The organism is Pseudomonas sp. RU47, from assembly GCF_004011755.1.
Taxonomy (GTDB): Bacteria; Pseudomonadota; Gammaproteobacteria; order Pseudomonadales; family Pseudomonadaceae; genus Aquipseudomonas.
The window spans coordinates 2979138-3004841 of sequence record NZ_CP022411.1; the positions used below are offsets into that span (position 1 = coordinate 2979138).

21 protein-coding genes and 1 pseudogene are annotated in these 25704 nt (G+C 58.7%); 12 read left to right on the forward strand and 10 right to left on the reverse strand.

Annotated features, from left to right (window positions below):
* The first annotated feature begins 26 nt into the window (after positions 1–26).
* Positions 27–1385, forward strand: a complete 1359-nt coding sequence (gene gorA, locus CCX46_RS13535; protein WP_127927186.1) for a glutathione-disulfide reductase — start codon at positions 27–29, stop codon at positions 1383–1385.
* On the opposite strand, the gene CCX46_RS13540 is transcribed toward gorA, so the two are convergent.
* Positions 1382–2398: a DNA-binding protein gene (locus CCX46_RS13540; protein WP_127927188.1), complete on the reverse strand. Its 1017-nt coding sequence runs from the start codon at positions 2396–2398 to the stop codon at positions 1382–1384. The genes gorA and CCX46_RS13540 overlap by 4 nt on opposite strands.
* 177 nt (positions 2399–2575) lie before the next feature.
* On the opposite strand from CCX46_RS13540, the gene CCX46_RS13545 reads away from it, so the two are divergent.
* The 3 genes from CCX46_RS13545 to ahpF all read left to right on the forward strand — a co-directional run bounded on the left by CCX46_RS13545 (position 2576) and on the right by ahpF (position 5902).
* Complete coding sequence (locus CCX46_RS13545) at positions 2576–3514, forward strand: site-specific integrase (protein WP_127927190.1); 939 nt, start codon at positions 2576–2578, stop codon at positions 3512–3514.
* A 137-nt stretch (positions 3515–3651) separates the two neighbouring features.
* Entirely contained in the window at positions 3652–4215 is a 564-nt protein-coding gene (gene ahpC / locus CCX46_RS13550) for an alkyl hydroperoxide reductase subunit C (RefSeq protein ID WP_007912224.1), read from the forward strand.
* 124 nt (positions 4216–4339) lie between these two features.
* Positions 4340–5902, forward strand: a complete 1563-nt coding sequence (gene ahpF / locus CCX46_RS13555) for an alkyl hydroperoxide reductase subunit F (protein WP_127927192.1) — start codon at positions 4340–4342, stop codon at positions 5900–5902.
* Between the two features lie 254 nt (positions 5903–6156).
* On the opposite strand, the gene gloA is transcribed toward ahpF, so the two are convergent.
* Positions 6157–6678 (reverse strand): lactoylglutathione lyase, encoded by a 522-nt coding sequence (gloA, locus tag CCX46_RS13560; protein ID WP_127927194.1) that lies wholly within the window; start codon positions 6676–6678, stop codon positions 6157–6159.
* Between the two features lie 139 nt (positions 6679–6817).
* On the opposite strand from gloA, the gene CCX46_RS13565 reads away from it, so the two are divergent.
* Positions 6818–7336, forward strand: coding sequence for a DUF4946 domain-containing protein (locus tag CCX46_RS13565; RefSeq protein ID WP_127927196.1), 519 nt, complete (start codon positions 6818–6820; stop codon positions 7334–7336).
* Positions 7337–7555: 219 nt separating this feature from the next.
* Here CCX46_RS13565 and CCX46_RS13570 read toward each other — a convergent pair whose 3' ends face one another.
* From CCX46_RS13570 to CCX46_RS13580, 3 genes are all read right to left on the reverse strand, one after another.
* The gene (locus tag CCX46_RS13570; protein WP_127927198.1) at positions 7556–7921 is read right to left on the reverse strand and encodes a histone-like nucleoid-structuring protein, MvaT/MvaU family; all 366 of its coding nucleotides are present in this window, start codon (positions 7919–7921) and stop codon (positions 7556–7558) included.
* Positions 7922–8155: 234 nt separating this feature from the next.
* Positions 8156–9691: an EAL domain-containing protein gene (locus CCX46_RS13575; protein ID WP_127927200.1), complete on the reverse strand. Its 1536-nt coding sequence runs from the start codon at positions 9689–9691 to the stop codon at positions 8156–8158.
* A 118-nt stretch (positions 9692–9809) separates the two neighbouring features.
* The gene (locus CCX46_RS13580; protein WP_127927202.1) at positions 9810–10679 is read right to left on the reverse strand and encodes a LysR family transcriptional regulator; all 870 of its coding nucleotides are present in this window, start codon (positions 10677–10679) and stop codon (positions 9810–9812) included.
* 78 nt (positions 10680–10757) lie between these two features.
* On the opposite strand from CCX46_RS13580, the gene CCX46_RS13585 reads away from it, so the two are divergent.
* Positions 10758–11705: a DMT family transporter gene (locus CCX46_RS13585; RefSeq protein WP_127927204.1), complete on the forward strand. Its 948-nt coding sequence runs from the start codon at positions 10758–10760 to the stop codon at positions 11703–11705.
* 244 nt (positions 11706–11949) lie between these two features.
* The gene (gene hppD, locus CCX46_RS13590) at positions 11950–13026 is read left to right on the forward strand and encodes a 4-hydroxyphenylpyruvate dioxygenase (protein ID WP_016984437.1); all 1077 of its coding nucleotides are present in this window, start codon (positions 11950–11952) and stop codon (positions 13024–13026) included.
* 126 nt (positions 13027–13152) lie between these two features.
* Here the strand turns inward: hppD and rarD are convergent, their stop codons facing one another.
* From rarD to CCX46_RS13610, 4 genes and pseudogenes are all read right to left on the reverse strand, one after another.
* Entirely contained in the window at positions 13153–14034 is an 882-nt protein-coding gene (gene rarD, locus CCX46_RS13595; protein WP_127927206.1) for an EamA family transporter RarD, read from the reverse strand.
* 140 nt (positions 14035–14174) lie between these two features.
* On the reverse strand, positions 14175–16292 hold the full coding sequence (locus tag CCX46_RS13600; protein ID WP_127927208.1) for an acyltransferase family protein: 2118 nt from the start codon (positions 16290–16292) through the stop codon (positions 14175–14177).
* A gap of 109 nt (positions 16293–16401) precedes the next feature.
* Entirely contained in the window at positions 16402–17415 is a 1014-nt protein-coding gene (locus CCX46_RS13605; protein ID WP_127927210.1) for an aldo/keto reductase, read from the reverse strand.
* Between the two features lie 68 nt (positions 17416–17483).
* Positions 17484–17729, reverse strand: a pseudogene (locus tag CCX46_RS13610) (LysR substrate-binding domain-containing protein); the annotation flags it as partial.
* An 83-nt stretch (positions 17730–17812) separates the two neighbouring features.
* Here CCX46_RS13610 and CCX46_RS13615 point away from each other — a divergent pair.
* On the forward strand, positions 17813–18154 hold the full coding sequence (locus CCX46_RS13615; protein WP_238704397.1) for a hypothetical protein: 342 nt from the start codon (positions 17813–17815) through the stop codon (positions 18152–18154).
* 310 nt (positions 18155–18464) lie between these two features.
* On the opposite strand, the gene CCX46_RS13620 is transcribed toward CCX46_RS13615, so the two are convergent.
* Positions 18465–19775 carry an MFS transporter gene (locus tag CCX46_RS13620; RefSeq protein WP_095120923.1) on the reverse strand — a complete coding sequence of 437 codons (1311 nt, stop codon included), beginning with the start codon at positions 19773–19775 and terminating at the stop codon, positions 18465–18467.
* Positions 19776–19946: 171 nt separating this feature from the next.
* On the opposite strand from CCX46_RS13620, the gene CCX46_RS13625 reads away from it, so the two are divergent.
* The 4 genes from CCX46_RS13625 to CCX46_RS13640 all read left to right on the forward strand — a co-directional run bounded on the left by CCX46_RS13625 (position 19947) and on the right by CCX46_RS13640 (position 25585).
* Entirely contained in the window at positions 19947–21065 is a 1119-nt protein-coding gene (locus CCX46_RS13625) for a sugar diacid recognition domain-containing protein (RefSeq protein WP_127927212.1), read from the forward strand.
* A gap of 217 nt (positions 21066–21282) precedes the next feature.
* Positions 21283–22422: a glycerate kinase gene (locus CCX46_RS13630; RefSeq protein ID WP_127927214.1), complete on the forward strand. Its 1140-nt coding sequence runs from the start codon at positions 21283–21285 to the stop codon at positions 22420–22422.
* Positions 22423–22730: 308 nt separating this feature from the next.
* Positions 22731–24356 carry a methyl-accepting chemotaxis protein gene (locus tag CCX46_RS13635; protein WP_127927216.1) on the forward strand — a complete coding sequence of 542 codons (1626 nt, stop codon included), beginning with the start codon at positions 22731–22733 and terminating at the stop codon, positions 24354–24356.
* A gap of 41 nt (positions 24357–24397) precedes the next feature.
* Positions 24398–25585: a pyridoxal phosphate-dependent aminotransferase gene (locus tag CCX46_RS13640; RefSeq protein WP_127927218.1), complete on the forward strand. Its 1188-nt coding sequence runs from the start codon at positions 24398–24400 to the stop codon at positions 25583–25585.
* The last annotated feature ends 119 nt before the right edge of the window (positions 25586–25704 follow it).

Sequence of the window (25704 nt, forward strand, 5' to 3'; positions counted from 1 at the left end):
GCTGATCCCCTGCCGAGGAGATAGAAATGGCCTACGATTATGACCTTTATGTGATTGGTGCCGGTTCCGGCGGTGTGCGCGCTGCGCGTTTTGCGGCCGGTTTCGGTGCAAAAGTGGCGGTGGCGGAAAGCCGTTATCTGGGCGGGACCTGCGTCAACGTCGGCTGTGTGCCGAAAAAACTGCTGGTGTACGGTGCGCATTTCGCCGAAGACTTCGAGCAGGCGTCCGGTTTTGGCTGGAGCCTGGGCGAAGCGAATTTCGATTGGGCGACGCTGATCGCCAACAAGGATCGCGAGATCAATCGCCTCAACGGCATATACCGTAACCTGCTGGTCAACAGTGGTGTGACCTTGCATGAGGCGCACGCGAAGATCGTTGGCCCGCATGAGGTTGAGGTGAATGGCGAGCGCTACACCGCGAAAAACATTCTGATTGCCACCGGTGGCTGGCCGCAGATTCCGGAGATTCCGGGGCGCGAACACGCGATCGGTTCCAATGAAGCGTTCTTCCTAAAAGAGCTGCCAAAGCGTGTGCTGGTGGTTGGCGGCGGTTACATCGCGGTCGAGTTCGCCGGAATTTTCCACGGCCTCGGTGCAAACACCACGCTGCTGTATCGCGGCGATCTGTTCCTGCGCGGCTTTGATGGCTCGGTGCGCAAGCATTTGCAGGAAGAGCTGACCAAGCGTGGTCTGGATCTGCAGTTCAATGCCGACATCGCGCGCATCGACAAGCAGGCTGACGGCAGCTTGAAAGCTACCCTCAAGGATGGTCGTGAGCTGGATGCGGATTGCATTTTCTACGCCACGGGCCGGCGTCCGATGCTCGACAATCTGGGCCTGGAAAACACCGATGTGCAGCTCACCGACAAAGGCTTCATCAAAGTCGACGAGCAGTACCAGACCAGCGAGCCATCGATTCTGGCGCTGGGCGATGTCATCGGTCGTGTGCAACTGACGCCCGTGGCGCTGGCCGAAGGCATGGCGGTGGCGCGGCGTCTGTTCAAGCCTGAGCAGTACCGTCCAGTGGATTACAAGATGATCCCGACTGCGGTATTCAGCCTGCCGAACATCGGTACAGTCGGTTTGACGGAAGAAGAGGCGCGCGAAGCCGGCCACGATGTGGTGATCTTCGAAAGCCGTTTCCGACCGATGAAGCTGACCCTGACCGAGTGTCAGGAGAAAACCCTGATGAAGCTGGTGGTCGACGGCAAGACTGATAAGGTTCTCGGCTGTCACATGGTCGGCCCGGACGCTGGCGAGATCGTTCAGGGTCTGGCGATTGCGTTGAAGGCTGGCGCGACCAAGCGCGACTTCGACGACACGATCGGGGTACACCCGACAGCCGCCGAAGAGTTTGTGACTATGCGTACGCCGGTCGGCGCTTAAGCGCTTTTCGGTTTGTCTGTGTCTGGCGCTGCCGCAACGGTAGCCGCCAGACGCTGGCTTTCTTCCAGGCTCGTCCGAGCCTTGTTCAATTCCTTTTCCAGTGACTGGTTGAGCAGCGTCTGCTCCTCGATGTTCTGCTTGAGTGTCTGGCTTTCCAGTGTGGCTACGCGCAGGCGTTCCTGGAGGAGGGTGCGTTCGCTGTCGACGCGGGTCGCTTGCTCCAGCAGTTGATCCTGACGCTGATTGCTTTGCTTGAGCTGATCCTGCAGCAAGCTCAGCTCGCGCTGCGTGCCCCGGTTTTCCGTAAGCAGGCGTTCGTTGTCGCGGTGCAGTTGCGTGATCTCGTCCTGACGAACCAGCGCACTTTGCTGCGCCTGACGCAGTTCGGCCTGAATCTGTTGCACTTGTGCTTCGTGACGGCTCTGTTCCTGCTCGCGCTGCTCTTTGCTGGCGTTGCGATAGTGCTCCAGTGCATCGCGAGCATGCAGGTGTTTTTCTTCCAGCGAGCGGATCTGCTCGTCCTTGTCCTGCAGGCGCAATTCAAAGTCGGCCAATGCCTGATTCAGTCCGGCATTGCGGGTTTGCTCGGTTTGCAGCATCGATCGGGTGTTGTTCAGGGCTTCGGACTCACGCGCCAGCGCTGCGCCTTGAATGTCGTGCTCCTGTTCGAGCTTTTCCAGCACCTGGCGAGTTTGTTTCAGTTCCGACTCCAGTGCTTCGCGCTGCTCCTCGAACTGCTCGCGGGCCTGCTCGATAGGCTCTTGCGCCTGCTCTTTGAGGCGTTGGGCGAGGCGCGAGACGAGGGCGGTCAACTCATCATTGATCGGCTCTGCCGAGGCTTCAACTGGCTGCGCGCCGTCATCCAGCTCTTTCAGATAGCGATGGATCGTGGTTTTCGAGCCGGTGTTGCCCATTTCAATGCGTACTGCATCGATGCTCGGGTGTTCGCCACGGGCGAGGATTGCTGTGCGCGCGATCTGCACCAGGGCTTTGGTAATGCCGCCACGGGCCATGTGAACTCCTACGGTTACGTACTGTGGTACATGCCACTAAAGTACGCAGTGTACCATCTCAAAAATAAAGATAAACCTTTGATAATTAAGACGCGGGATATACTGGTATTACCCAGTGTCAGACGGCAAAATGCGTTTCTGCATCCCTGTCTCAGTACGCCAGCGAGAAAACAGCCCATGAGCGATCTGGATCGCTATCTGCAAGCCGCCACCCGCGATAACACCCGCCGCAGCTATCGCGCGGCCATCGAGCATTTCGAAGTGAAGTGGGGCGGGTTCTTGCCGGCCACAGCCGATAGCGTTGCGCGTTATCTGGTGGCACACGCCGAAGAGCTGTCGATCAATACGTTGAAGCTGCGCTTGTCGGCGCTGGCGCAGTGGCACAACAGCCAGGGGTTTGCTGATCCAACCAAGGCGCCGGTGGTGCGCAAAGTCTTCAAAGGCATACGTGCGTTGCATCCGGCGCAGGAGAAACAGGCCGAGCCGCTGCAGTTACAGGATCTGCAGCGAGTGATCGATTGGCTCGAACATGAAGTACAAACTGCGAGAGAACAGCAGGATCGGCCCTTGCTCCTCAAGGCTTACCGTGATCGCGCACTGATTCTGCTGGGCTTCTGGCGCGGCTTTCGCAGCGACGAGTTGTGCCGCTTGCAGGTCGAGCACGTGCAGGCGCACGCCGGCAAAGGCATCACCTTGTATTTGCCGCGCAGCAAGGGTGATCGGGAAAACCTCGGGCAAACCTATCAAGCGCCGGCACTACTCAAGCTTTGCCCGGTGCAGGCCTATATCGACTGGATCACCGAAGCGGCGCTGGTGCGTGGCCCGGTTTTTCGCAGCATCGACCGCTGGGGCAATCTGAACGAGGAGGGGCTGCACGCCAACAGCATCATTCCTCTGCTGCGTCAGGCATTGCAGCGCGCTGGTATTGCTGCCGAAAACTACACCAGCCATTCCCTGCGCCGAGGCTTTGCCACGTGGGCCCATCAAAGCGGCTGGGATCTGAAATCATTGATGAGTTACGTCGGCTGGAAGGATATGAAGTCCGCAATGCGCTATGTTGAAGCCAGCCCATTCCAAGGGATGGCTCGGATTACGGATAACCCGGCTTCGTCGTAGATATCGTTTTCTTCTATTAATACAGTCGGCTAATAGCGAAAACAAATCAGCAGCATCAGGTTTGCCAATGAGCCATCCGTCAAGTGAGTGGGTAGGATTCACCCATCGAATTCACAACCACTGACGGAGAGTCATCAATGCCTATCATCAACAGCCAAGTAAAACCGTTCAAAGCTACCGCGTTCAAAAACGGCGACTTCGTTCAAGTCTCGGACGCTGACCTGAAAGGCAAGTGGTCGGTCGTGTTCTTCTACCCAGCCGACTTCACCTTCGTTTGCCCAACCGAGCTGGAAGACCTGGCTGACAACTACGCTGCCTTCCAGAAACTGGGCGTAGAGATCTACAGCGTTTCCACCGACACCCACTTTGCCCACGCTGCCTGGCACAACACTTCGCCAGCCATCGGCAAAATCGAATACACCATGATCGGCGACCCGACCCACGCCATCTCCCGCAACTTCGACGTGCTGATCGAAGAAGTTGGCCTGGCTGACCGTGGCACCTTCGTGATCAACCCTGAAGGCCAGATCAAAATCGTTGAGCTGAACGATGGCGGCGTTGGCCGTGACGCTTCCGAGCTGCTGCGCAAGATCAAGGCTGCTCAGTACGTTGCTGCTCACCCAGGCGAAGTTTGCCCAGCCAAGTGGAAAGAAGGCGAGGCCACTCTGGCGCCGTCCCTGGACCTGGTCGGCAAGATCTAAGTCTGTGACACGCAACTCAGGGCGGTACGCCGCACCTTCTTAAGTACGCTGCACCGCCCAATAAAAATGCCCGGGCGAGTTTCGCTCGGGCTTTTTTTCGCCTCAAATAAAGGAAATCGCCCGTATGTTGGACGCCAATCTTAAAGCCCAGTTGAAATCGTACCTGGAACGGGTCACCCAGCCGATCGAGATCGTTGCCTCCCTCGACGACGGTGCGAAATCCCGTGAAATGCTGGAACTGCTGAAAGATGTTGCCAGTCTTTCGAGCCAGATTACTTTGATCGACAGCGGTGACGACGCGCGCAAGCCATCGTTCTCGATCAACCGCCCGGGCGCCGACATCAGTCTGCGTTTCGCCGGCATCCCGATGGGCCACGAATTCACTTCGTTGGTACTGGCCTTGCTGCAAGTCGGCGGCCACCCTTCGAAAGCCAGTGTTGAAGTGATCGAGCAGATCCGCTCGCTCAAAGGCGAGTTCAGCTTCGAGACGTACTTCTCGCTGTCTTGCCAGAACTGCCCTGACGTGGTCCAGGCACTGAACCTGATGGCCGTGCTCAACCCGAACATTCGCCACGTCGCTATCGACGGTGCGTTGTTTCAGGACGAAGTCAATGATCGCAAGATCATGGCCGTGCCGAGCATCTACCTCAACGGTGAAAACTTCGGTCAGGGCCGCATGGGTCTGGAAGAGATTCTCGCCAAACTCGACACCGGCGCGATCGAGCGCCAGGCCGAGAAAATCAGTGCCAAAGAAGCTTTTGATGTACTCGTCGTCGGTGGTGGCCCGGCCGGTGCTTCGGCAGCGATTTACGCCGCACGCAAAGGTATTCGCACGGGTGTTGCGGCTGAGCGCTTCGGCGGTCAGGTGCTCGACACTATGGCCATCGAGAACTTCATTTCCGTGCAGGAAACCGAAGGGCCAAAACTGGCCACGGCGCTGGAAGAACACGTCAAACAGTACGACGTCGACATCATGAACCTGCAGCGCGCCGACAAACTGATCCCGGGCAAGAACGGCGAACTGCACGAAGTCCGTTTCGCCAGCGGCGCGACCCTGAAAGCCAAAAGCGTGATTCTGGCGACTGGCGCGCGGTGGCGCGAAATGAACGTGCCGGGCGAGCAGGAATACCGTAACAAAGGCGTGGCGTACTGCCCGCACTGCGACGGTCCGTTGTTCAAAGGCAAGCGTGTGGCGGTCATCGGCGGCGGTAACTCCGGCGTTGAAGCGGCCATCGATCTGGCCGGTATCGTTTCGCACGTAACCCTGCTGGAGTTCGATGTACAGCTGCGCGCCGACGCCGTATTGCAGCGCAAACTGCACAGCCTGCCGAACGTCACCGTGATCACCAGTGCACAAACCACGGAAGTCACCGGTAATGGCGAGAAGGTCAACGGCCTGCGTTACAAGGATCGCAACACTGACGAGCTGCTTACTGTCGAGCTGGAAGGGATCTTCGTGCAGATTGGTTTGCTGCCGAACACTGACTGGCTGAAGGGCACTATCGAGCTGTCGCCGCGTGGCGAGATCATCGTCGATAACCGTGGTGAAACATCGATCCCGGGCATCTTCGCTGCGGGCGACGTGACCACTGTGCCGTACAAGCAGATCGTGATTGCGGTGGGCGAGGGCGCCAAGGCTTCGCTGAGCGCATTTGATCACTTGATCCGCACGTCGGCGCCGGCTTGAACGTCCTGCCAGAAATGAAAAAACCCGTGAGCGATCACGGGTTTTTTTATTGTGCGTCAAAAGCGGCCCCTCACCCCAGCCCTCTCCCGAAGGAGAGGGAGCCGACCGAGGTGTCTGGCGTTTTCCATCGACCTGAAAGCGCCAGTCGATTATGGATTCAACGCCAATCTTTCAAGTCGGCGTATCTCTCCAATATCCCCCAATCAGTTCCCTCTCCCTCTGGGAGAGGGTTAGGGTGAGGGGCTTTTCAGCCTTTACAGCGGCGCAGGCTGAATGATCTCGACCCAGTAACCATCCGGATCCTTGATGAACGCCAGGCTTTTCATGCGGCCATCGCTCAGGCGCTTCTGGAAGTCGCAGCCCAGTTCTTCGAAACGCGCACAGGCCGCGACGATATCCGGCACCGAAATACAGATATGACCAAAACCACGCGGGTCAGTGTTGCCATTGTGATAGGCGAAATCGGCGTCGTTCTCAGTGCCGTGGTTGTGAGTCAGTTCCAGAATGCCTGGAATCGACTTCATCCACTCGGTACGAGCGGCGGTGTCGGCCGGGATCTGTGCCTTGTCGACCAGCGCGAGGAAATACAAGCTGAATTCCGCTTCCGGAAAATCACGCTTCTCGACCAGCGAGAAACCCAGTACGCGAGTGTAGAAGTCCAGAGATTGGGTGATGTCTTTGACGCGCAACATGGTGTGGTTGAAGACGAAGTTGCGGGTTGCGCTGTCTGGGGTGGCGGTGACGCCGGGGAAAGTGTTGAGTTCGTGCAGGCTCATGGGCCCTCCAATAACTATGGGCGAGTGAATGGGCGCAATGATACGCATGCCTGCCGGCATCGCCAAATGAAAGGGCAGACTTGCCCTGCGTGCGGGTGAGGCTCAGACTTTACGGCTCAATCTGCGAGTGTGTCCGGCAATGATCCGACTGTTCAAATTCCTGTTTGTGTTTTTCGCGTGTTCTCTGGGCGCTGTCGGTGCATCAGCGAGTGAGCCAAGCATTACCTGGCCGGCCGGCTGGCAAGTCGAGGTACTACCTGAAACGACTGCGCAGGTTTCCCGCCAGCGTGCGGTCAAGAACGACGTCGATGGCAATCAGGTGATGGTCATGGAATTGACCATGACGCAGGTGGAAAGTGGGCATCAGGTCAACTTGCAAGGCGTGCTGCTGGAAATGCGCAAGTCGATCCAGAAGGACTTCTTCCAGGGCGGCTACCAAAGTGTCTGCAACAAAGTGCATCCGGCCACGCTGGGTACGTTATCGGCGTTGGAAACCACTTGCACGATCACCGAAAACGGTCGACATGTGCTGTCGCAAACCCTGGTTGCAGCGGTCGAGGCGGACAAGGCTTATGTGCTTTCCTACGCTGGGCAGGCCGAGGTTTATAAGGCGAGCGCCGACGAGATAGTGGCGATGAGAAACAGCTTGAAACTTTAAGTCGCTGTACTCTTCGCGGGATGGTTAGATACCCGAAGGCATTAAGCACAAAGTTTAATGTTGACCCTGATTCGCAACATTGCGCATCAAAATGTTTGGGTATCTGGCTCAGTAACGTTACAGAAAAGTCGCAACTTGTTCGATGAAAATCATTTCATTTGTTAGATATTGTCAATAAAAAAGCCCTGCATGATGCAGGGCTTTTTTGTTGGCGCTGGATTAACCGCGCAACCAGGAATCAACGGTGGCAGCACCGTATTGTTCCTTCCACGCTTTCAGGCCGCGGTGGTTGCCGCCCTTGGTTTCGATCAGTTCACCGGTGTGCGGGTTCTGATAGACCTTGACCACGCGGGCGCGGCGGGTTTTAGGTGCTGCAGAGGTCTGCAGACCGGATTTTGCCGGGTTCGGATCGAGAATGGCGATGATCTCTTTCAGGCCTTTGCCGTAGTGTTTCATCAGCCCCTGGAGCTTTTCTTCGAATTCGATTTCTTTCTTCAGCCCGGCATCGTTCTTCAGCGATTCCAGCTGCTTGAGCTGTTCCTGAAGGGCCTTTTCAGCTGCACGAAATTCAGCGAGTCTGGACAATATCTTTACTCCAATAGTGTGTTTGGCTGATACCAACCGCAAACAAAGCTATAAGCCAAGAGCCTTGAAGCGACTCGGTGATAAATGGCTCACCTGCCAATTTTGCTCAGGTTGAAAAAATTGTAGTAGTTAATGCGCCAAGAGTAAATCCTGATGTTGTCTTCATGTAACAACAGCGGTCTTTTGTATCAATTTGGTGCGTCTGATCGTTGCGCTCGTCTTAATCAGGCTTAGTTAATGGTGAGTTAATGCGCTGATGAAGTCCGCAGCCGGCATCGGTTTGCCGAACAGGTAGCCTTGCAGGAAGTTGACGTGATGCGCCGTCAGATAATCGGCTTGCGCCTGAGTTTCGACACCTTCGGCAACAATACCCAAATCAAGCTTGGCTGACAGTTCGATAATGGTGTCGAGAATGTGCCGGGACAGCGCATCGATGCCGATCATGGCGACGAAACTCTGATCGATCTTGAGAAAGTCGACATTGAATTTGCGCAAGTAGCCGAGGCTCGAGTGGCCGGTGCCGAAGTCGTCAATCGCGATCTTCACGCCCAGTACATGCAATTGCTCGAACAGTTGCCGGGTGATGTCGGTCGGTTCGATCAACTCCCGCTCGGTCAGCTCCAGCACCAGGCTGATGCTGTCGGGCACGAACGCGGCAATAAACGCCCGGCAGTCCTCAACCAGTTCGAGGTCCTTGCAATGGCTCGCAGTAATATTGATGCCGATATGAAACGGCGGGGTGAAGGTTGCTGACAGCGGCCCCAGCAGCGCCGCGGTCTGTTGCATCAGGGCGCGGGTCATCGGCACGATCAGGCCCGAATGCTCGGCGAATGGAATAAACAGATCCGGGCGCACCAGTCCTTCTTTGGGGTGTGTCCAGCGCATCAAGACTTCGGCTCCCGACCATTTCTTGCTGTCGCCATGCACTACGGGCTGGAAGTAAGGAATGAACTCGCCGGCCTCGAGCGCGCGGAGCATCTCGTGGCTCGGCGACGTAGAGCGCTTTTGCAAGACATGTCCGATGGCACCGGCCACCACGCCAAAAAAGATCAACAGACTGAACAGCGGCGGATATTCATCGGCCATGTAGCGCCAGGTTTCGCCCTCGGGAAAACCGGCGGAGACACTGAACGCGTAACGCGAAGAATCCAGTGTGTGTTGTGCTATCGGTAACGAGGGCAGGGCGCCATTGTGTACTTTGCCGTCGGCCGACAGCCAGTTATCGCCCACTTGCAGCACCAGCAACATGTGCCGGCCGATCAGACGCAACATGTTGCTTAGATGGTAACCGTCGAGTGTCGTCAGGGCGCCGCCACGACCTTCGCTGAGCCGATAGACCAACAGGGCGGTGTTGGGAGTCACCGGGTTGCCATTCATCAGCCACAACTTGCCCTGGTTATAGTCGCCCGCGTTGACGGCTTCTTTATAGTCGCCAAACAACGAGCTGCAATAGAGATTGTCGTCCCACACCAGATTGGTCGAGCGCACGAACGGGCGGCGGGTTACTTGTTCGCGTAAAGCGAGTTTGACGTTCTCACACATCTGGCCGGCCAGTGGCAGCAGTTCACGGGCTGCCTGGGCGGTGTTATCGAGCATCAACTCGAACTGGCGCAACGCCTCTTCGGCAGTCTGTCGTGAACCTTGCTCCAGCGTGCGTTCGGCCTGCATGTAAAGAATCGCGCTGCCCAGCAACACCGGAAGCAAACCGCTGAGCAGGGTGAAAACGGCGCGGGTGCTGCGCTTGCGGCGGGGTCTGACGGTTAACGGCATGGGCGCATCCTGTCGCGATAGAGTGGGGCTCTCGAATGCAGGCCGGATCACGGCGCGCCGCTGAAAAACACATCAGCCAGAGGGGAGGATAGATGGCCGAAGGCGCTTGCGCCGCTCATCAGTGCTGCATCCGCGTTGCCAGCTCGATAAAGGCCAGCGTAGCGGGTGACGCCTGACGCTGATCGAGGACGGCAAGTCCGACCTGACGCTGCACGGCGGGCAACAATGGCCTCTTCACGTAGCGCGGCGTTGCTTCCTCCGGCAATGAACCTTCGGCAACAATCGTGATGGCGTCACCACGGCCGACCGTGTCGAGGGTGCTGAGCAGTTGCGAGCAGCGAAAGCGAATGTTCGGTTGCAAGCGCGCGGCCATGAACAGCCGCGACACCAGTTCCGAAGAACCGGCCTCGGTCAGCACGAACGGAGTGTCGCACAAGTCCTTGAGGCTCAACGCCGGGCGCGTTGCCAGCGGATGGCCCACCGGGAGCAGCGCAACCATCTGGTCTTCGATCAAGGCAAACGTATCGAAGCGCTCCTCTGGCAGCACCACGAAACCGATGTCGATCCGCCGCTCTTCCAGCCATTGAATCACTTGTCGATCCGGCCCTTCATCGATGTGCACTTCGATGCCCGGATGTGCCTCGCGATATTGCCGCAGAATATCGGGCAGCAGCTTGATCGACGAAGTCGGGCCGAACGAGCCGATGCGCAAGGTGCCGCTTTTCATGCCGCGTGCATCCGCGGCTTCCTGGCGCAAGGTGTTGGCCAGCCCGAGCATGGCGCGGGCGCGCAGCAGCAATTGCTCACCGATGTCACTGAGCTCCACGGACGACTGATGCCGGCGCAGCAGTTCGACACCGAGTTCCTGCTCCAGCGACTTCATCGCGTGGGACACCGCCGACTGCGAAATCCCCAACCGATGGGCCGCGAGGGTGAAACCGCGCAGTTCGGCGACCAGCGAGAAGATTTCCAGTTGGGTGAGGGTCATGAGTGTTTGCTCATTTTACGATGACATGGAATGAGGTGAATGATACGGCATTCCTCAAGTTCGTTGGTCTGGAGCGTCATGCGTAACGTCGAGCAGTTGCACACAACATCGTCTGAAATCCCTGTTTATCTAACATTGGCTGCGGTGACCATGATCTGGGGCGGGACCTTTGTCGCCGGACGTTTCCTCGCGGGCAGCCTGAGTCCGATGTTCGCCGCCAGCCTGCGCTTCCTGCTCGCCAGTGCGGCGTTGCTTGGCTTCCTGTGGCTGGCGCGGATCCCTTTGGCGCGGCCGACTCGACGACAATGGCTGCAACTGGCACTGCTGGGGTTCTTCGGGATCTTCTTCTATAACCTGTGCTTTTTTTACGGCCTGCAATACATCAACGCGTCGCGGGCTTCGTTGATTGTGGCGTTGAACCCGGCGGTGATTGGTCTTGTCTCGTGGTGGTTGTTCAAGGAACGTCTGGGCCGGGTGAAAACCGCCGGCATTGCGACCTGCATGGTCGGCGCCGGCCTGGTGATCATCAGTCGCAATCCGCAATTGCTGGCCGCAACGCCGCACGCATGGATCGGAGATTTGTTGATTCTCGGCTGTGTGCTGGGCTGGGGCGTTTATTCGTTGTTTTCCCGTGATCTGAATCGGACGTTGGGGCCGGTGCAGACCGTGACGTACTCGATCCTGATCGGCACAGTCATGTTGTGGGCGCTGGCGGCGTTACGCGGCGAACTGAGCTGGCAGGCGCTGAATAATCTGGGCCTGGCGCAATGGCTGAACCTGCTGTACCTCGGCGTCCTGGGCTCGGCGCTGGCCTACATCGGCTATTACGACGGCATCCGTAAAATCGGCGCGACGCGCAGCGGGGTGTTTATCGCGCTTAATCCGTTGACGGCGGTCATCCTTGGCGCGCTGCTGCTGGGCGAGCAATTGACAGCGGCCATGTACCTCGGTGGCGCGCTGATCCTGACTGGCATTTACCTGTGCAACAAACCCCTTGCGCCGGTCGCAAAAAAGCGGATTTTATAGGGAGGGCAGACAAGCCTATTTACGCTGTGTAGAATCGGGTTACGCATACAATAATAATCGTCTTCTGGCAGCAGAAGCCTCGCCCGCAAGAGCCTTGGGTCGACAATGAAGATATTCGGGTTTCAACTGATCTACGGTGACTTCCTCGCCCGCAGTGTGCGTGGCATCTCCTGTGCGCCACCCACCGACCTCGCAGACTGACAAATAACCCTGGTTAATTTGATAAGAATGATGAGGCGTCACCATGACAGATTTATACGAAAACCCAATGGGCCTGATGGGCTTTGAATTCATCGAGCTCGCATCGCCGGTGCCGGGCACCCTGGAGCCGATCTTCGAGATCATGGGCTTCACCAAAGTCGCCACCCACCGCTCCAAGAACGTGCACCTGTACCGTCAGGGCGCGATCAATCTGATCCTCAACAACGAGCCCAACAGCGTCGCTTCGTACTTCGCCGCCGAGCACGGCCCGTCGGTGTGCGGCATGGCGTTCCGCGTCAAGGATTCGCAAAAAGCCTACAACCGCGCACTGGAACTCGGCGCCCAGCCGATCCACATTGAAACCGGCCCGATGGAGCTGAACCTGCCGGCGATCAAGGGCATTGGCGGCGCGCCGCTGTACCTGATCGACCGTTTCGGCGAAGGCAGCTCGATCTACGACATCGACTTCGTGTTTATCGAAGGCGTTGATCGCAATCCGGTTGGTGCCGGCCTGAAGATCATCGACCACCTGACGCACAACGTGTATCGCGGTCGCATGGCCTACTGGGCGAACTTCTACGAGAAGCTGTTCAACTTCCGCGAGATCCGTTACTTCGATATCAAAGGCGAATACACCGGCCTGACCTCGAAAGCGATGACCGCACCGGACGGCATGATCCGCATCCCGCTGAACGAAGAGTCGTCCAAGGGCGCGGGCCAGATCGAAGAGTTCCTGATGCAGTTCAACGGCGAGGGCATCCAGCACGTCGCGTTCCTCACCGACGACCTGATCAAGACCTGGGATCAACTGAAGAAGATCGGCATGCGCTTCATGACCGCGCCGCCGGACACCTACTATGAAATGCTCGAAGGTCGTCTGCCGAACCATGGCGAGCCGGTGGATCAGCTGCAATCGCGCGGCATCCTGCTCGATGGCGCCTCGGAGCAGGGCGACAAGCGTCTGCTGCTGCAAATATTCTCGGAAACCCTGATGGGGCCGGTGTTCTTCGAGTTCATCCAGCGTAAAGGCGACGATGGTTTCGGCGAAGGCAACTTCAAGGCGCTGTTCGAGTCGATCGAGCGTGATCAGGTGCGTCGCGGTGTACTCGCAACCGAGTAATCCGCTACACCGCTAAACACTGTAGGAGTGAGCCTGCTCGCGATAGCGTTTTCAGATCCGGCAATGCTGGTGACTGAATGAACGCAATCGCGAGCAGGCTCACTCCTACATTTTTTTGTGTTTGGCTTAAGGACGGCGTTGGCGCGTCAGGTGTTTAAAGCCTTCGAAGATCAGCACCAAAACCGCCAGCCAGATCGGAATATAGGTCAGCCATTCCCCGGACTTGATGCTCTCACCGAGCAACAATGCCACACCGAGCAACAACACCGGCTCAACGTAACTCAACAAACCAAACAGGCTGAATGGCAGCAAGCGACTGGCAATGATGTACACCACCAGCGCCGACGCGCTGATCAGGCCGAGCAACGGGATCAGCCACATCAGGCCCGGGTACTGATCAAACACGCCAAAGCCTTGCTCGCCACCCTGCACAAACCAGTAGGCGACCGGCAGCATCAGAGTCATGTCGATCCACAAGCCGCCGAGGTTGTCGGTCTTCAGGTATTTACGCAGGACGAAGTACAGCGGATAGCCGACGACCACCACCAGTGTTGCCCAGGAAAACCCGCCGACCTGGTACAACTCGTTCAACACACCGAGGGTGGCGAAGAACACCGCAACCTTTTGCAAATACGACAGGCTCTCGCCGTAGGCAATTCGCCCGGTCAGGACCATCGCCAGTGGCAGCAGGAAGTAGCCCAGCGACACGTCGAGGCTGTAGCCATTGAGCGGCGCCCACATGAACAGCCACAGTTGCACGCCAAGCAGGGCGGCCGAGACGATCAACCCGGCGACCAGTTTTGGCTGTGCCGCGACCATCCGAATCAGCTCCAGTACCCGCCGCCATTCTCCGGACACCAGCATGAACACGGTCATGCACGGTACGGTCAGCAGCATCCGCCAGCCAAAGATCTCCACGCCACTCAACGGTGTGAGCAACGAGGTGTAGTAATACATGACGGCAAACAGCACCGAGGCTGAAACCGATAGAGCGATACCTTTAGACAAACTGTCCTCGCGGGTTGATGGTCAAACGGGGCGCGAAGGATACGTGGTTTTTGTGCTGAATATTGGCCGGATGCTCAATATTCTTCACACACATTCCCCTGCGACAGCTCCTGCACAAGCGTAGTCAGTGTGAGTAAACATCACTGCGCAACCTTCAACGGATTGCCGAAGCGCCTCAGGTACATCTCGCCGAACTTGTAAGAGGCGTAATCGGTGATGTGGCCAATGTCACGATAGACCGGCAAACCGTCGACAGTGGTCATGCACGCGTTGTCTTTGCATTGAACGATTTTCGGGTCAATAACGATCAAGCCGGGGTATTCAGTCTTCAGGTCATTGAACAGTCGTTCGAGCACCGGCTCTTTCGCGCCTGACCATGGCGCCGTGGCGCAGAGGCTGCTTTGCTCGGCACTGCCCATCAATCCGCGCAGCTTGACCTGGTGCAGCAGGCAGGTGTTGATCCCCGCAGGCATAGGCAGCGTGTTCTCCAGAAAGACCGGAGTAGCACCGGATTCGACAATGATATCCAGGGCTTTGCGGATCGCTGTGCCGAGGCGTTGTTGCGACAGCTCCGGGCTGCGCGGGTCATCCAGTTTGGTGACGATGTCATCCTTGAGATAAGCCTCCCAGAACTGACCCACGATCACATACTTGAAATGCTTCTTCGCGATCAGGTCGTAATAGCGTTGAGTGGCGTTGTGGCATTTTTGATACAGCCCGTTCGTGTATTTACTCACGTCATAGAGGTAGATCCCGGGCAACGCCAGACATGCCGGATAACCCTGTGTGAGGACGGCAAGATTGGCATCCCTGGCCAGTGTTTCGACAAAGCCCCAGTAGTGATTCGAAAATGAATCGCCCATCAGCAATACTTGCGGCGCGGCCTGCGCGGCGCCCGCTATACAGCCCGGATCGGCGCCGTCACTGACACCCAGGCATCCCTCCCGAGTGGCCGGAACAGACGCTTTCAAACCGTTGAAGACGTTGTTGTAGCCTTCGTTGAAGCGGTTCGGCCAGCCTTCCTGTCTGACGCTGGCCGCGTGGAGCAGCGACAGGCCGATTGCGGGCAGGATCATCAGCACGACAAGGGTTTTGGCAAAGCCGAGCCTGGCCTTTCGAAAGCGGTTTTCGATCAGCACGTAGCAGAGCCAGGCCATGACGAACGTGGAGACGAAGTAAACGACCGTCGCTGGCGCGGTGAGGGTGATGCCCATGTAATTCATCAGCGCCAGGATCGGCCAGTGCCACAAGTACAGGGAGTACGAAAGCGTGCCGATGAACACCAAGGGTTTGAACGCCAGCAGTTTCGAGGTAAAGCTCGCATCGCCAATCCCCTGAAACAGCAAGGCTGCAGTGGCGAGGCACACGGCAATGGCGTGGTAGCGCGGAAAGCCCGGCAGGATATCTGCCAGAGTGGCGCAGTAGAGGATCGTCGCCAGCGAAAACGCACAGACCAGCGTGGCGCTCAGGCGATTGAGCCTGAACGTGTCCGTGCTGAAAATGACCGCACAGGAGCCGATCATCAATTCGAAAATTCGCGCGGTGAAGAAGTAGTAGTTTTTGTCAGGAACCGAGTAAGACAAGTACAGCGCGAGCGCCATTGCCGCCAGCGTCAAAACGAGCACCACCGCCTTGAACAGGCTTTTCGCCAGATAGCGATAGAGCAACCAGAGGCCCAGCGGCAGGGCCAGATACCACTGCCATTCGATGGCCAGCGACCAGGTGTGCAACAGCGGCAGGCTGGCCGCATCAGGCGTGGCGTAGCCCGTTGTGACTTTGGAAAAATACTGGTTGGAGATGATTAGCGATGTGTACTTTTCGCTTTTCAGAAAGTCGACATAGTCATCGGGCAAGTACAGCAGCGTTGTGACAATCAGGGTCACGGCCAGCAACGCAATCACCGCTGGCTGCAAGCGCCAGATTCGCCGCGTATAGAACCCCGAGAACGTGAACGTGCCGTTGTTCAGCGATTTCATGATGATCGCGGTGGTCAGATAACCCGAGATCACGAAGAAGATATCGACGCCAATAAAGCCGGACGGGAAAAGCGTCAGACCGCCGTGGAAAATCAACACCAGCAACACGGCGATTGCGCGTAGCCCGTCGATATCCGCACGGTACTCGATCGATGGCTTGCGATCCCCGGTAGCCACAGTCGCCGCTGGCGAAAGAGGCTCGTGCAGATTTTTCGCGCCACGCAGTTTGAACAACAGCCCGCGCAAAGGCTTGCTGGATACCTCAACGGGGCGATTGAGCATTTATCAGTCCCTGGTCATTTCCGGGCGATCAATCAACTGTCCGTTTGATCGCGCTTGATCCGTTGAAAGACAGCCGAGGGTATCGGCTATCGAAGGCCTGCGGTAAAGCTCAACCTTGATGGGGTTTACGCCCCGACACAAAATGACTGACATCGTTGAATCCCGGTGTCGACGCGTGACCCGGCGAGACCAGCGAATCGATAAACGCCTCATCCTGCGCCGTGATCTGCACGGCCTGCGCCTTGGTGTAAGCATCCCACTGATCTTCAGTTCGCGGCCCGACAATCGCCGACGTCACTGCGCTGTTATTCAACACCCAGGCAATCGCAAACTCGACCATCCCGACCCCGCGCTGCTCGGTGTACTGCTGAATCTGTTGGGCGATGCGCAGCGATTCTACGCGCCACTCGGTTTCCAGAATGCGCTTGTCCTGGCGTCCGGCGCGGCTGTTGGCGTCCGGTTTGACATCCGGCGCGTACTTGCCGCTGAGCACGCCCCGGGCCAGCGGACTGTAAGGCACTACGCCAAGGCCGTAGGTTTGTGCCGCGGTGATCTGCTCGGTCTCTGCCTGGCGGTTGACGATGTTGTACAACGGCTGACTGATCACCGGACGGTCAACGCCGAGTTTATCGGCGACGCGAATCACCTCGGCAATCCGCCAGCCGCGATAGTTCGACAGGCCCCAATAACGAATCTTGCCCTGACGAATCAGATCGCCAATCGCCGACACGCTCACTTCCAGCGGCGTGTTGTGGTCTTCGCGGTGCAGGTAATAAATGTCGAGATAGTCAGTGCCGAGCCGGGTCAGGCTGGCATCGATGCCATTGAAGATGTGTTTGCGGCTCAAACCGCTGCGATTCGGCACGCCGTCCACCGGGCCGAAACCGACCTTGGTCGCCAGCACCCAGTCATGCCGATGGCGGGCAATCGCTTCACCGACAATCTCTTCGGACCGACCGTTGGTGTAGACGTCGGCGGTGTCGATGAAATTGATCCCCTGATCCCAGGCCTTGTCGATGATTCGCAGCGAATCCTCAGCGCTGGTCTGTTCGCCAAACATCATCGTGCCGAGGGTGAGGGTGGACACCTGCAAGCCCGAGTGACCGAGTGTGCGATAGCTCATGCCGAAATCCTTTTGTCGGTGGGAAAGGGTTAATCAAATACCAGAAGCGTGCGATGCGGCAAAGTGATTTATCGACTCAGCGCTGCACAGCGCTCACGCAAAAACACCTGCAACACCCTGACCCGTTCCGACACCTGCACCCGATGCGGACACAGTAAATTGAACGGCACGCTTTCCCCGTCCCAATCATCAAACAACGTCACCAGCCGCCCGGCGCGGACATCTTCAGCGATGTCGAGCCACGCCTTGTACGCGATGCCATGCCCGGCCAGCGCCCAGCGGCGGGCGACTTCGCCGTCGTCGCTGAGGTAGTCGAGCCAGTTGCAGCACGCCGCTCAATCCTTCGCTTTGTTGTTTAAGTGCCTGTTCACCCTCGGCCAGCGCCGCCAGTGCCAAATTGCTCGGGCTCAAGCCGGGCCGGCGGCCGCCGTTTCCGTTTCCGGGGCGTTGGCTGTATCAGGATGAACACGCCGTGGTGCATGTGATCGAGCGGCCGTTGCCCGATGACACTGAACTGAGCCACATCGCGTTTCGTACTGATGAGCCGGCGCAAGCGGTGTTGCAGCGGGTGCGTGACAGTGGTTTGCCGTATCAACTGGCGCAGGTGCCGGGCGAGGGGGTTGCGCAGATTTTTGTGCAGATGCCGGGTGGTCTGGTGATTGAGCTCGACGCATTAGAAGCCCCTCACCCTCACCCTAACCCTCTCCCGAAGGGAGAGGGGACTGACCGAGGTGTTTGAACGAGCTACGCCGACGTGCAATACCGAGTTGAACTCAGGTTCTGAAAAGCATCCAAGTCGGCTCCCTTTCCCTTGCCGCCGATGGGAGATAGGGGACTGACCGAGGTGTTTGAGCAAGTCACACCAAGGTTCAATTTCAAGTCGAACTCAGACCTTGAAAAGCCCGAAGATCGGCTCCCTTTTCCCCTCGCCCCCTTGGGGGAGAGGGCTGGGGTGAGGGGGGGAAGATCTACAGACCACCACAAAAACCAAGCCAGATACCCAACGAAAAACGACCCTGAAAAGGGCCGCTCTTCTTCGCATCAAAACCTCAAGCGCGCAAAGTGCGCGTCATGCGCAACGCCAGCAGACTCCCGCCCACAATCACACCCGCCAGCAGATACAGCGCGGCATCGGTCGAACCGGTGCTGTCCTTGACCCAACCCACCAGATAAGGGCTAAGGAAGCCAGCCATCTGCCCCATCGAGTTGATCAACGCCAGACCACCGGCCGCAGCGCCCGCACTCAACATGGCCGTCGGCACCGGCCAGAACATCGGCAGACCCGTCAACGCGCCCATGGTGGCAATGGTCAGGCCGAGAATCGCAATCGCCGGGTTCGCCGCAAAGTTAACGGCGATCACCAGACCGATCGCGCCCATCAGCATCGGCACCACCAAATGCCAGCGACGCTCCTTGCGCAAGTCTGCCGAACGCCCGACCACTAGCATGAACACCGCCGCCAGCAGATACGGAATCGCACTCAGCCAGCCGATCACCAGGTTATCGCTGAATCCGAGGTTCTTGATGATCGACGGTAGCCAGAAGTTGATCGCGTACACGCCGCTCTGGATGCAGAAGTAGATCAGACCAAACGCCCAGATCGCCGGGTTCTTGAACACCGCCAGCAGTGAATCGGAGGTGGTTTTCGGCTTGTTTGCCAGGTCTTCCGCCTGATCCGCCTCAAGCACTGCACGCTCATGCGGGCTCAGCCACTTGGCGTTGGCGAAGCTGTCGCTCAGGAGGAAATAGGCAAGGGCACCGAGGATCACCGTCGGAATACCCTGCAGCAGGAACATCCACTGCCAACCGGCCAGACCGCCCTGGCCCGCTGCGAAGTGATTGAGAATCCAGCCAGAGAACGGGCTACCGAGCAAACCGGACACCGGGATCGCCGACATGAACAACGCCATGATCCGCCCACGGCGGAAGGTCGGGAACCACTGCGAGAGGTACAGCACGACGCCCGGGAAGAACCCGGCTTCGGCCGCACCGGTAAACAGCCGCAGGGTGTAGAACTCGGTCGGGGTGGTGACGAACAACAGGCAGGTCGACAGCGTGCCCCAGGTGATCATCATTACGGCAATCCAGCGCCGAGGGCCGAATCTGGTCAGGGCCAGGTTGCTCGGCACGCCGCACAGCACGTAGCCGATGAAGAAAATACCGGCACCGAGGCCGTATACGGTTTCGCTGAATTTCAGTGCATCGAGCATCTGCAGTTTGGCAAATCCAACATTGACCCGGTCGAGGTAGTTGAACAAGTAGCAGATGAAAATGAAGGGGATCAAACGCAGGGTGATGCGTTTGTAGACGGCGTTTTTATCGTCATCGATGGTCTGGGTAGCTGCGGCGCTCTGCGACATAGCGGCTCTCTCTTTATTATGATTTTTTGCGATGCAAAGGGTAACGTTGATCGCCCCGAGAGTCTCGGTCACCTTTGGCCGGATTGTCTTTGTGCCTGAGCACAGGGTTTGCCGCCAGACCCTGTGCGGGTGAACAACCGCCAGTGCCATAAATCAAGGATTGCCCCTGCTATGTTCGAACTCGATCACGACCTCGCCCAGGACATCGTCGACCGGGCCATGGCCATTTTGCCCTACAACGTCAACGTCATGGACAGCCAGGGGTTGATCCTTGGCAGCGGCGAACCGGAGCGCATCAACACCCGTCACGAGGGCGCGCAACTGGTGCTGGCCAACGGTCGCGTGGTCGAGATCGATGCGCAAACGGCCGTGCATCTGAAGGGCGTGCAGCCGGGTATCAACCTGCCGCTGTTGCTCGATCAGCGCTTGATCGGTGTGCTCGGCATTACCGGCGAACCGGAGCAACTGCGCACGTATGCCGAACTGGTGCGCATGACCGCCGAAATGCTCGTCGGCCAGCGCAATCAGCAGGCCGAGCAGCAATGGCGGCGCCAGCGTTGCGATGATCTGCTGGCGTTGCTGTTGAGCGAGGCCGGGGACTCGCCGCGTCTGGTCGATGAAGCGCAGCAACTCGGGCTCAAACCGCAACTGACGCGGGTGCCATATCTGTTCGAACTGGGCCTTGAGCACGGGCCGGGGCAAACCGTTGAGGCACTGAGTGCCTGGCTGACCTCGCGTTATCCCGACAGTTGGTGCGTGAGTTCGGCGAAGTCATCGCTGCTGTGGTGTCGACCAGCAAGTCAGCACCTCGAGCACGATCGCTTGCTGGAAAAGCTCGACGGTCTGGGCTGGAAGATTCTGCGCATCGCCGTGGGCGGGCAGGCCGATGGACTCGCCGGTCTGCGTCGTTGTTATCGGCGCGTGGGCGACTTGCTCGCCTACGGCCGCGAAGTGTTGCCGCATTCGCGATTGCTGACGCTGAACCGTTATCGATTGCCGGTGATGTTGTGGCGCCATCGCAATGACGACGCGCTGGACGAATTACTCAAACCCCTGCGCAAAGTGATCGCCAAGGACGGCAACGGCCAGTTGCTGGCGACGCTGCGCAGTTGGTGCGACCACGACGGGCAGAGTCAGGCCTGTGCGGATGCGTTGGGGATTCATCGCAACAGCTTGCGTTATCGGATGGAGCGGATTGCCGAGTTGAGTGGGGTTGATCCGCTCAGGCTGGACGGGATGCTGGCGCTGTATCTCGGGGTGCAGCTTCTACCCCAGACTGATCCGAACTGATTGGGCGCCTTTAAGGAAGCCTTCGCGAGCAGGCTCGCTCCCACAATGGAATGCGGTCAACCTGTGGGAGCGAGCCTGCTCGCGAAGGGGCCGTAACATCAAAAAACAGATCTTTTGTGAAAATGAACAATAAACGCCCCCGCCACTTGTGCAGCGGACCGGCGTCAACGCGCGGGCCGACTGGCAGCATGAGGGGCATTGCAACCGGAGAATTCGCATGAAGATCGTCATCGCCCCCGACTCGTTCAAGGACAGCCTGAGTGCCCAAGGCGTCGCCGAAGCCATTGCCCTTGGCCTGGCCCAGGTCTGGCCGCAGGCCACACTGGTCAAATGCCCAATGGCTGATGGCGGCGAAGGCACGGTCGAATCGATTCTGGCTGCCTGCGAAGGCGAACTGCGCCGCACCCGTGTGCGTGGCCCGTTGGGCACAGCCGTCGACGCTGCATGGGGCTGGTTGCCACACAACCACACGGCAATCATCGAAATGGCCGAGGCCAGCGGCTTGCAATTGGTGCCGCTGGGGCAACGCGATGCCTGCATCAGCAGCACTTTCGGCACCGGCGAACTGATTCGCGCAGCACTGGATGCCGGCGCGCAGCGGGTGATTCTGGCGATTGGCGGCAGTGCGACCAACGATGGCGGCGCAGGGGCGATGCAGGCGCTGGGCGTGAAGTTGCTTGATGCGCAGAGTCAATCGCTGGTACCTGGCGGTCTGGCGTTGGCGCAACTGGCACAACTGGACCTGAGTGAACTCGACCCGCGTCTGGCGCAGGTGCGTTTCGACATCGCTGCTGATGTGAACAACCCGCTGTGTGGCCCGCACGGTGCCTCGGCGATTTTCGGCCCGCAGAAAGGCGCATCGCCGACGCAGGTGCAGCAACTCGATCAGGCGTTGGGGCACTTCGCCGAGCTGTGCGCGCAGGCCCTGGGCAAAGACGTTCGTGACGAGCCGGGCAGTGGCGCGGCGGGCGGTTTGGGTTTTGCCGCCAAAGCGTTTCTCGGGGCGCAATTTCAGGCCGGGGTGGAAGTGGTTGCCGAACTGGTCGGCCTCGCCGACGCGGTCAAAGGTGCCGATCTGGTGATCACCGGGGAAGGGCGCTTCGATGCGCAGACCCTGCGCGGCAAGACGCCGTTCGGCGTTGCGCGGATTGCCAAGCAGGACGCGGTGCCGGTGATTGTCATCGCCGGCACTTTGGGCGAGGGTTACCAAGCGCTTTACGATCACGGCATCGATGCGGCATTCGCCGTAACCAGCGGCCCAATGACGCTGGAACAGGCCTGCGCCGAAGCGCCGCGCCTGCTGCGTGAACGCGCGACGGACATCGCCCGCGTCTGGCAGCTTGCCGCGAAATCCTGAGCAAATCCTGTAGGAGCTGCCGAAGGCTGCGATCTTTTGATTTTGCTTTTAAAAGTCCAGATCAAAAGATCGTCCGATCGCGGCCCGAGCCTTCGGCAGCTCCTACACAAAGCGATCCTCCAGTGTTTCATTGCTGTAACACCCTGAAAAATAGTTGCTCTTGTCCCGCAATCTTCCTAAAGCCTGGCCGATACAGTTAACAGGCGTGCACATAACTTCCTAAAACAGTGACGCCGGACTGAGCCTGCCCCCACGGGCCAGTGATGACGCATGGACGCTCGTAGTTTCTATCTTTCGAGAGCTCAACTATGTCCCTGCGTAACCTGAATATCGCGCCCCGTGCCTTCCTCGGTTTTGCCTTTATCGCCTTGCTGGTGATCGTGCTCGGCGTATTCGCCGTCAACCGCATGTCGATCATCCGTCAGGCCTCTGTCGAAATGGATTCGACGCAACTTCCCAGCGTGACGCAACTTGCCGTAGTGACAGAAAACGTCCTGCGTCTGCGCATTCTGTCGTTCCGCGTGCTGGTCAACCGCGAAGCCGCCGGGTTGCAGGAAGCGCAGACCCGCATCGGCGTTCTGGTCGACAAGGTTCGCGCCGCGCAGGCCAGTTACGCCGCACTGCCGGCCGGTCCGGAAGAACGGGCGTTGTACCAGAGCTTCGCGACCACGCTGGACAACTACCTGCAAGCGCAGAACCAGATGATGGAGCTGTCGCGCGAGGACAAACTCGACGAGATGCGTGCCCTGATCAACACGCGGATCAAGGACGGTACCGACCAGATGGGCGAGCAGCTCAACAAACTGATCGCGATCAATGCCGCCGATGCCAAAGCCGCGTCGATTCAGGCCGGCCAATATTATGACAGCGCCATCACGGGCATCATTATCGTCGCCGTTTTCGCGGCCATTGCCACGGTGCTACTGGCGTGGCTGCTGACCCGCAGCATCGTCACCCCGCTGAACCGTGCCGTGCAGGCCGCGCAAACCATTGCTGACGGCAACCTCACCAAAGTCATCGAAGTCGATGGCAAGGATGAAGCGACGCAGTTGCTGCAGGCGCTGGCCACCATGCAGAGCAACCTGCGCAAAACCATCGAGCAGATCGCCGGTTCCGCCACGCAACTGGGCGCCGCTGCCGAAGAACTCAGTGCGGTGACCGAAGAAGCTTCCCGTGGCCTGCAGCAGCAGAACAATGAGATAGAACAAGCTGCCACTGCCGTTAACGAGATGACCGCCGCGGTCGAAGAAGTCGCGCGCAACGCTGTGTCGACCTCCGAAGCCTCAAACCAATCGACCCACGCCGCTCGCGAAGGTCGTGATCAAGTGGTGAAAACCGTCGACGCGATTCAGACCATGACGCACGACGTGCAGAACACCGCGCAGATGATCGAAGGCCTCGCCGCGCAGGGCCGTGACATCGGCAAAGTGCTCGACGTGATCCGTGCCATCGCCGAACAGACCAACCTGCTGGCGCTCAACGCCGCGATCGAAGCAGCGCGTGCCGGTGAAGCAGGGCGCGGTTTTGCCGTGGTCGCGGATGAAGTGCGGGCATTGGCCCATCGCACGGCGCAGTCGACTCAGGAAATCGAAAAAATGGTCGCCGGCATCCAGAACGGCACCGGCGAAGCGGTCTCGTCGATGCAACAAAGCAACCAGCGCACCCAATCCACCCTGGAAATGGCCCGCGCGGCCGGCGTAGCGCTGGAGCAGATCACCCAATCAATCCACCAAATCAACGAGCGCAACCTGGTGATTGCCAGCGCCTCGGAAGAACAGGCGCAAGTCTCGCGCGAGGTCGACCGCAACCTGGTCAACATCCGCGATCTGGCCACGCAATCGGCCGCCGGGGCCAACCAGACCAGCGCCGCGACCCACGAATTGTCGCGTCTGGCGGTGGATTTGAATGCGATGGTGGCGCGTTTCGTGATTTGAGATACGGTGAAGGCTGGAGACCGCGCAATCAGGAGACGTACATGCGCTATTCAGCCTTGACCCAACGAATCGCCGGGGAGGGAGCCGCTGCCTGGCAGATTCACGACCGAGCGCTGGAGTTGCGCGCCGAGGGTGTCGATATCCTGCTGCTGAGCATTGGCGATCCGGATTTCGATACACCTCTGCCAATTGTTCACGGCGCGATCGACAGCTTGTTGGCCGGCGATACCCATTATTCCGAAGTGCGCGGTCGTTTGGCACTGCGCACGCTGATTGCCGAACGCCATCGTCGGCGCAGCGGGCAAACGGTCGATGCCGACCATGTGATCGTCATGCCCGGCGCGCAATGCGCGGTGTATTCGGTGGCGCAATGCTTGCTGGATCCGGGCGATGAAGTGATCGTCGCCGAACCGATGTATGTCACCTACGAAGGCGTGTTTGGCGCTTGCGGCGCAACGGTGGTGCCGGTGCCGGTGCGTCCGGAAAACGGCTTTCGCGTCGACCCGGCCGATGTCGCTGCGCGCATCACCCCGAAAACCCGCGCCATGCTGTTGAACAGTCCGAACAATCCGTCTGGCGCGAGCCTGTCACTGCTGATCTGGCAAGAACTGGCGGCACTGTGCGTGCGCCATGATTTGTGGCTGATCAGCGACGAGGTTTACAGCGAGCTGCTCTATGAAGGTCAGCACGTCAGCCCGGCGAGTTTGCCGGGCATGGCCGAACGCACGGCGACCATCAACAGCCTGTCGAAATCCCACGCCATGACCGGGTGGCGCATCGGCTGGATGATCGGGCCGAAATCGCTGGCCGAGCATTTGGTCAATTTGTCGTTGAGCATGTTGTTCGGGTTGCCGGATTTTGTGCAGAAAGCCGCGCAGATAGCATTGGAAACCGATTTGCCGGAAGTGACGCAAATGCGCGAGGAATATCGCCTGCGCCGAGACTTGGTCTGCGAGCGTTTGCAGGGTTGTCCGGGGCTGTACCCGATTCGCCCGGATGGCGGCATGTTCGTGATGGTCGATGTGCGCCAGACCGGGCTCGGTGCCCAGGCGTTTGCCGAACAGTTGCTGGAGGGTTATGGCGTGTCGGTGCTGGCCGGTGAAGCGTTCGGGCTGAGTGCGGCGGGGCACATTCGGATTGGTCTGGTGCTGGACCGGGTGAAACTCGCGGATGCGTGTGCGCGGATTGCCTTGTGTGCGGCGCAGCTTCTGCAGGCGCGCAGTGCCTGATAGTTTTGCAGCGCCTTTAATGGCCTCTTCGCGAGCAGGCTCGCTCCCACATTGGTTTTGTGAACACTGAAGATCCAGGTGGGAGCGAGCCTGCTCGCGAAGGCGGCATTACAGCCACC

What these genes read in the sequence shown, in the direction of transcription:
- CCX46_RS13625 (WP_127927212.1), top strand. Translation starts at nt 19,947, where the DNA reads ATGTTCGAACTCGATCACGACCTCGCCCAGGACATCGTCGACCGGGCC.
- CCX46_RS13580 (WP_127927202.1), bottom strand. Translation starts at nt 10,679, where the DNA reads ATGACCCTCACCCAACTGGAAATCTTCTCGCTGGTCGCCGAACTGCGC.
- CCX46_RS13600 (WP_127927208.1), bottom strand. Translation starts at nt 16,292, where the DNA reads ATGCTCAATCGCCCCGTTGAGGTATCCAGCAAGCCTTTGCGCGGGCTG.
- hppD (WP_016984437.1), top strand. Translation starts at nt 11,950, where the DNA reads ATGACAGATTTATACGAAAACCCAATGGGCCTGATGGGCTTTGAATTC.
- CCX46_RS13635 (WP_127927216.1), top strand. Translation starts at nt 22,731, where the DNA reads ATGTCCCTGCGTAACCTGAATATCGCGCCCCGTGCCTTCCTCGGTTTT.
- gorA (WP_127927186.1), top strand. Translation starts at nt 27, where the DNA reads ATGGCCTACGATTATGACCTTTATGTGATTGGTGCCGGTTCCGGCGGT.
- CCX46_RS13585 (WP_127927204.1), top strand. Translation starts at nt 10,758, where the DNA reads ATGCGTAACGTCGAGCAGTTGCACACAACATCGTCTGAAATCCCTGTT.
- CCX46_RS13545 (WP_127927190.1), top strand. Translation starts at nt 2,576, where the DNA reads ATGAGCGATCTGGATCGCTATCTGCAAGCCGCCACCCGCGATAACACC.
- ahpC (WP_007912224.1), top strand. Translation starts at nt 3,652, where the DNA reads ATGCCTATCATCAACAGCCAAGTAAAACCGTTCAAAGCTACCGCGTTC.
- CCX46_RS13565 (WP_127927196.1), top strand. Translation starts at nt 6,818, where the DNA reads ATGATCCGACTGTTCAAATTCCTGTTTGTGTTTTTCGCGTGTTCTCTG.
- CCX46_RS13540 (WP_127927188.1), bottom strand. Translation starts at nt 2,398, where the DNA reads ATGGCCCGTGGCGGCATTACCAAAGCCCTGGTGCAGATCGCGCGCACA.
- CCX46_RS13640 (WP_127927218.1), top strand. Translation starts at nt 24,398, where the DNA reads ATGCGCTATTCAGCCTTGACCCAACGAATCGCCGGGGAGGGAGCCGCT.
- CCX46_RS13605 (WP_127927210.1), bottom strand. Translation starts at nt 17,415, where the DNA reads ATGAGCTATCGCACACTCGGTCACTCGGGCTTGCAGGTGTCCACCCTC.
- gloA (WP_127927194.1), bottom strand. Translation starts at nt 6,678, where the DNA reads ATGAGCCTGCACGAACTCAACACTTTCCCCGGCGTCACCGCCACCCCA.
- ahpF (WP_127927192.1), top strand. Translation starts at nt 4,340, where the DNA reads ATGTTGGACGCCAATCTTAAAGCCCAGTTGAAATCGTACCTGGAACGG.
- CCX46_RS13630 (WP_127927214.1), top strand. Translation starts at nt 21,283, where the DNA reads ATGAAGATCGTCATCGCCCCCGACTCGTTCAAGGACAGCCTGAGTGCC.
- CCX46_RS13575 (WP_127927200.1), bottom strand. Translation starts at nt 9,691, where the DNA reads ATGCCGTTAACCGTCAGACCCCGCCGCAAGCGCAGCACCCGCGCCGTT.
- CCX46_RS13620 (WP_095120923.1), bottom strand. Translation starts at nt 19,775, where the DNA reads ATGTCGCAGAGCGCCGCAGCTACCCAGACCATCGATGACGATAAAAAC.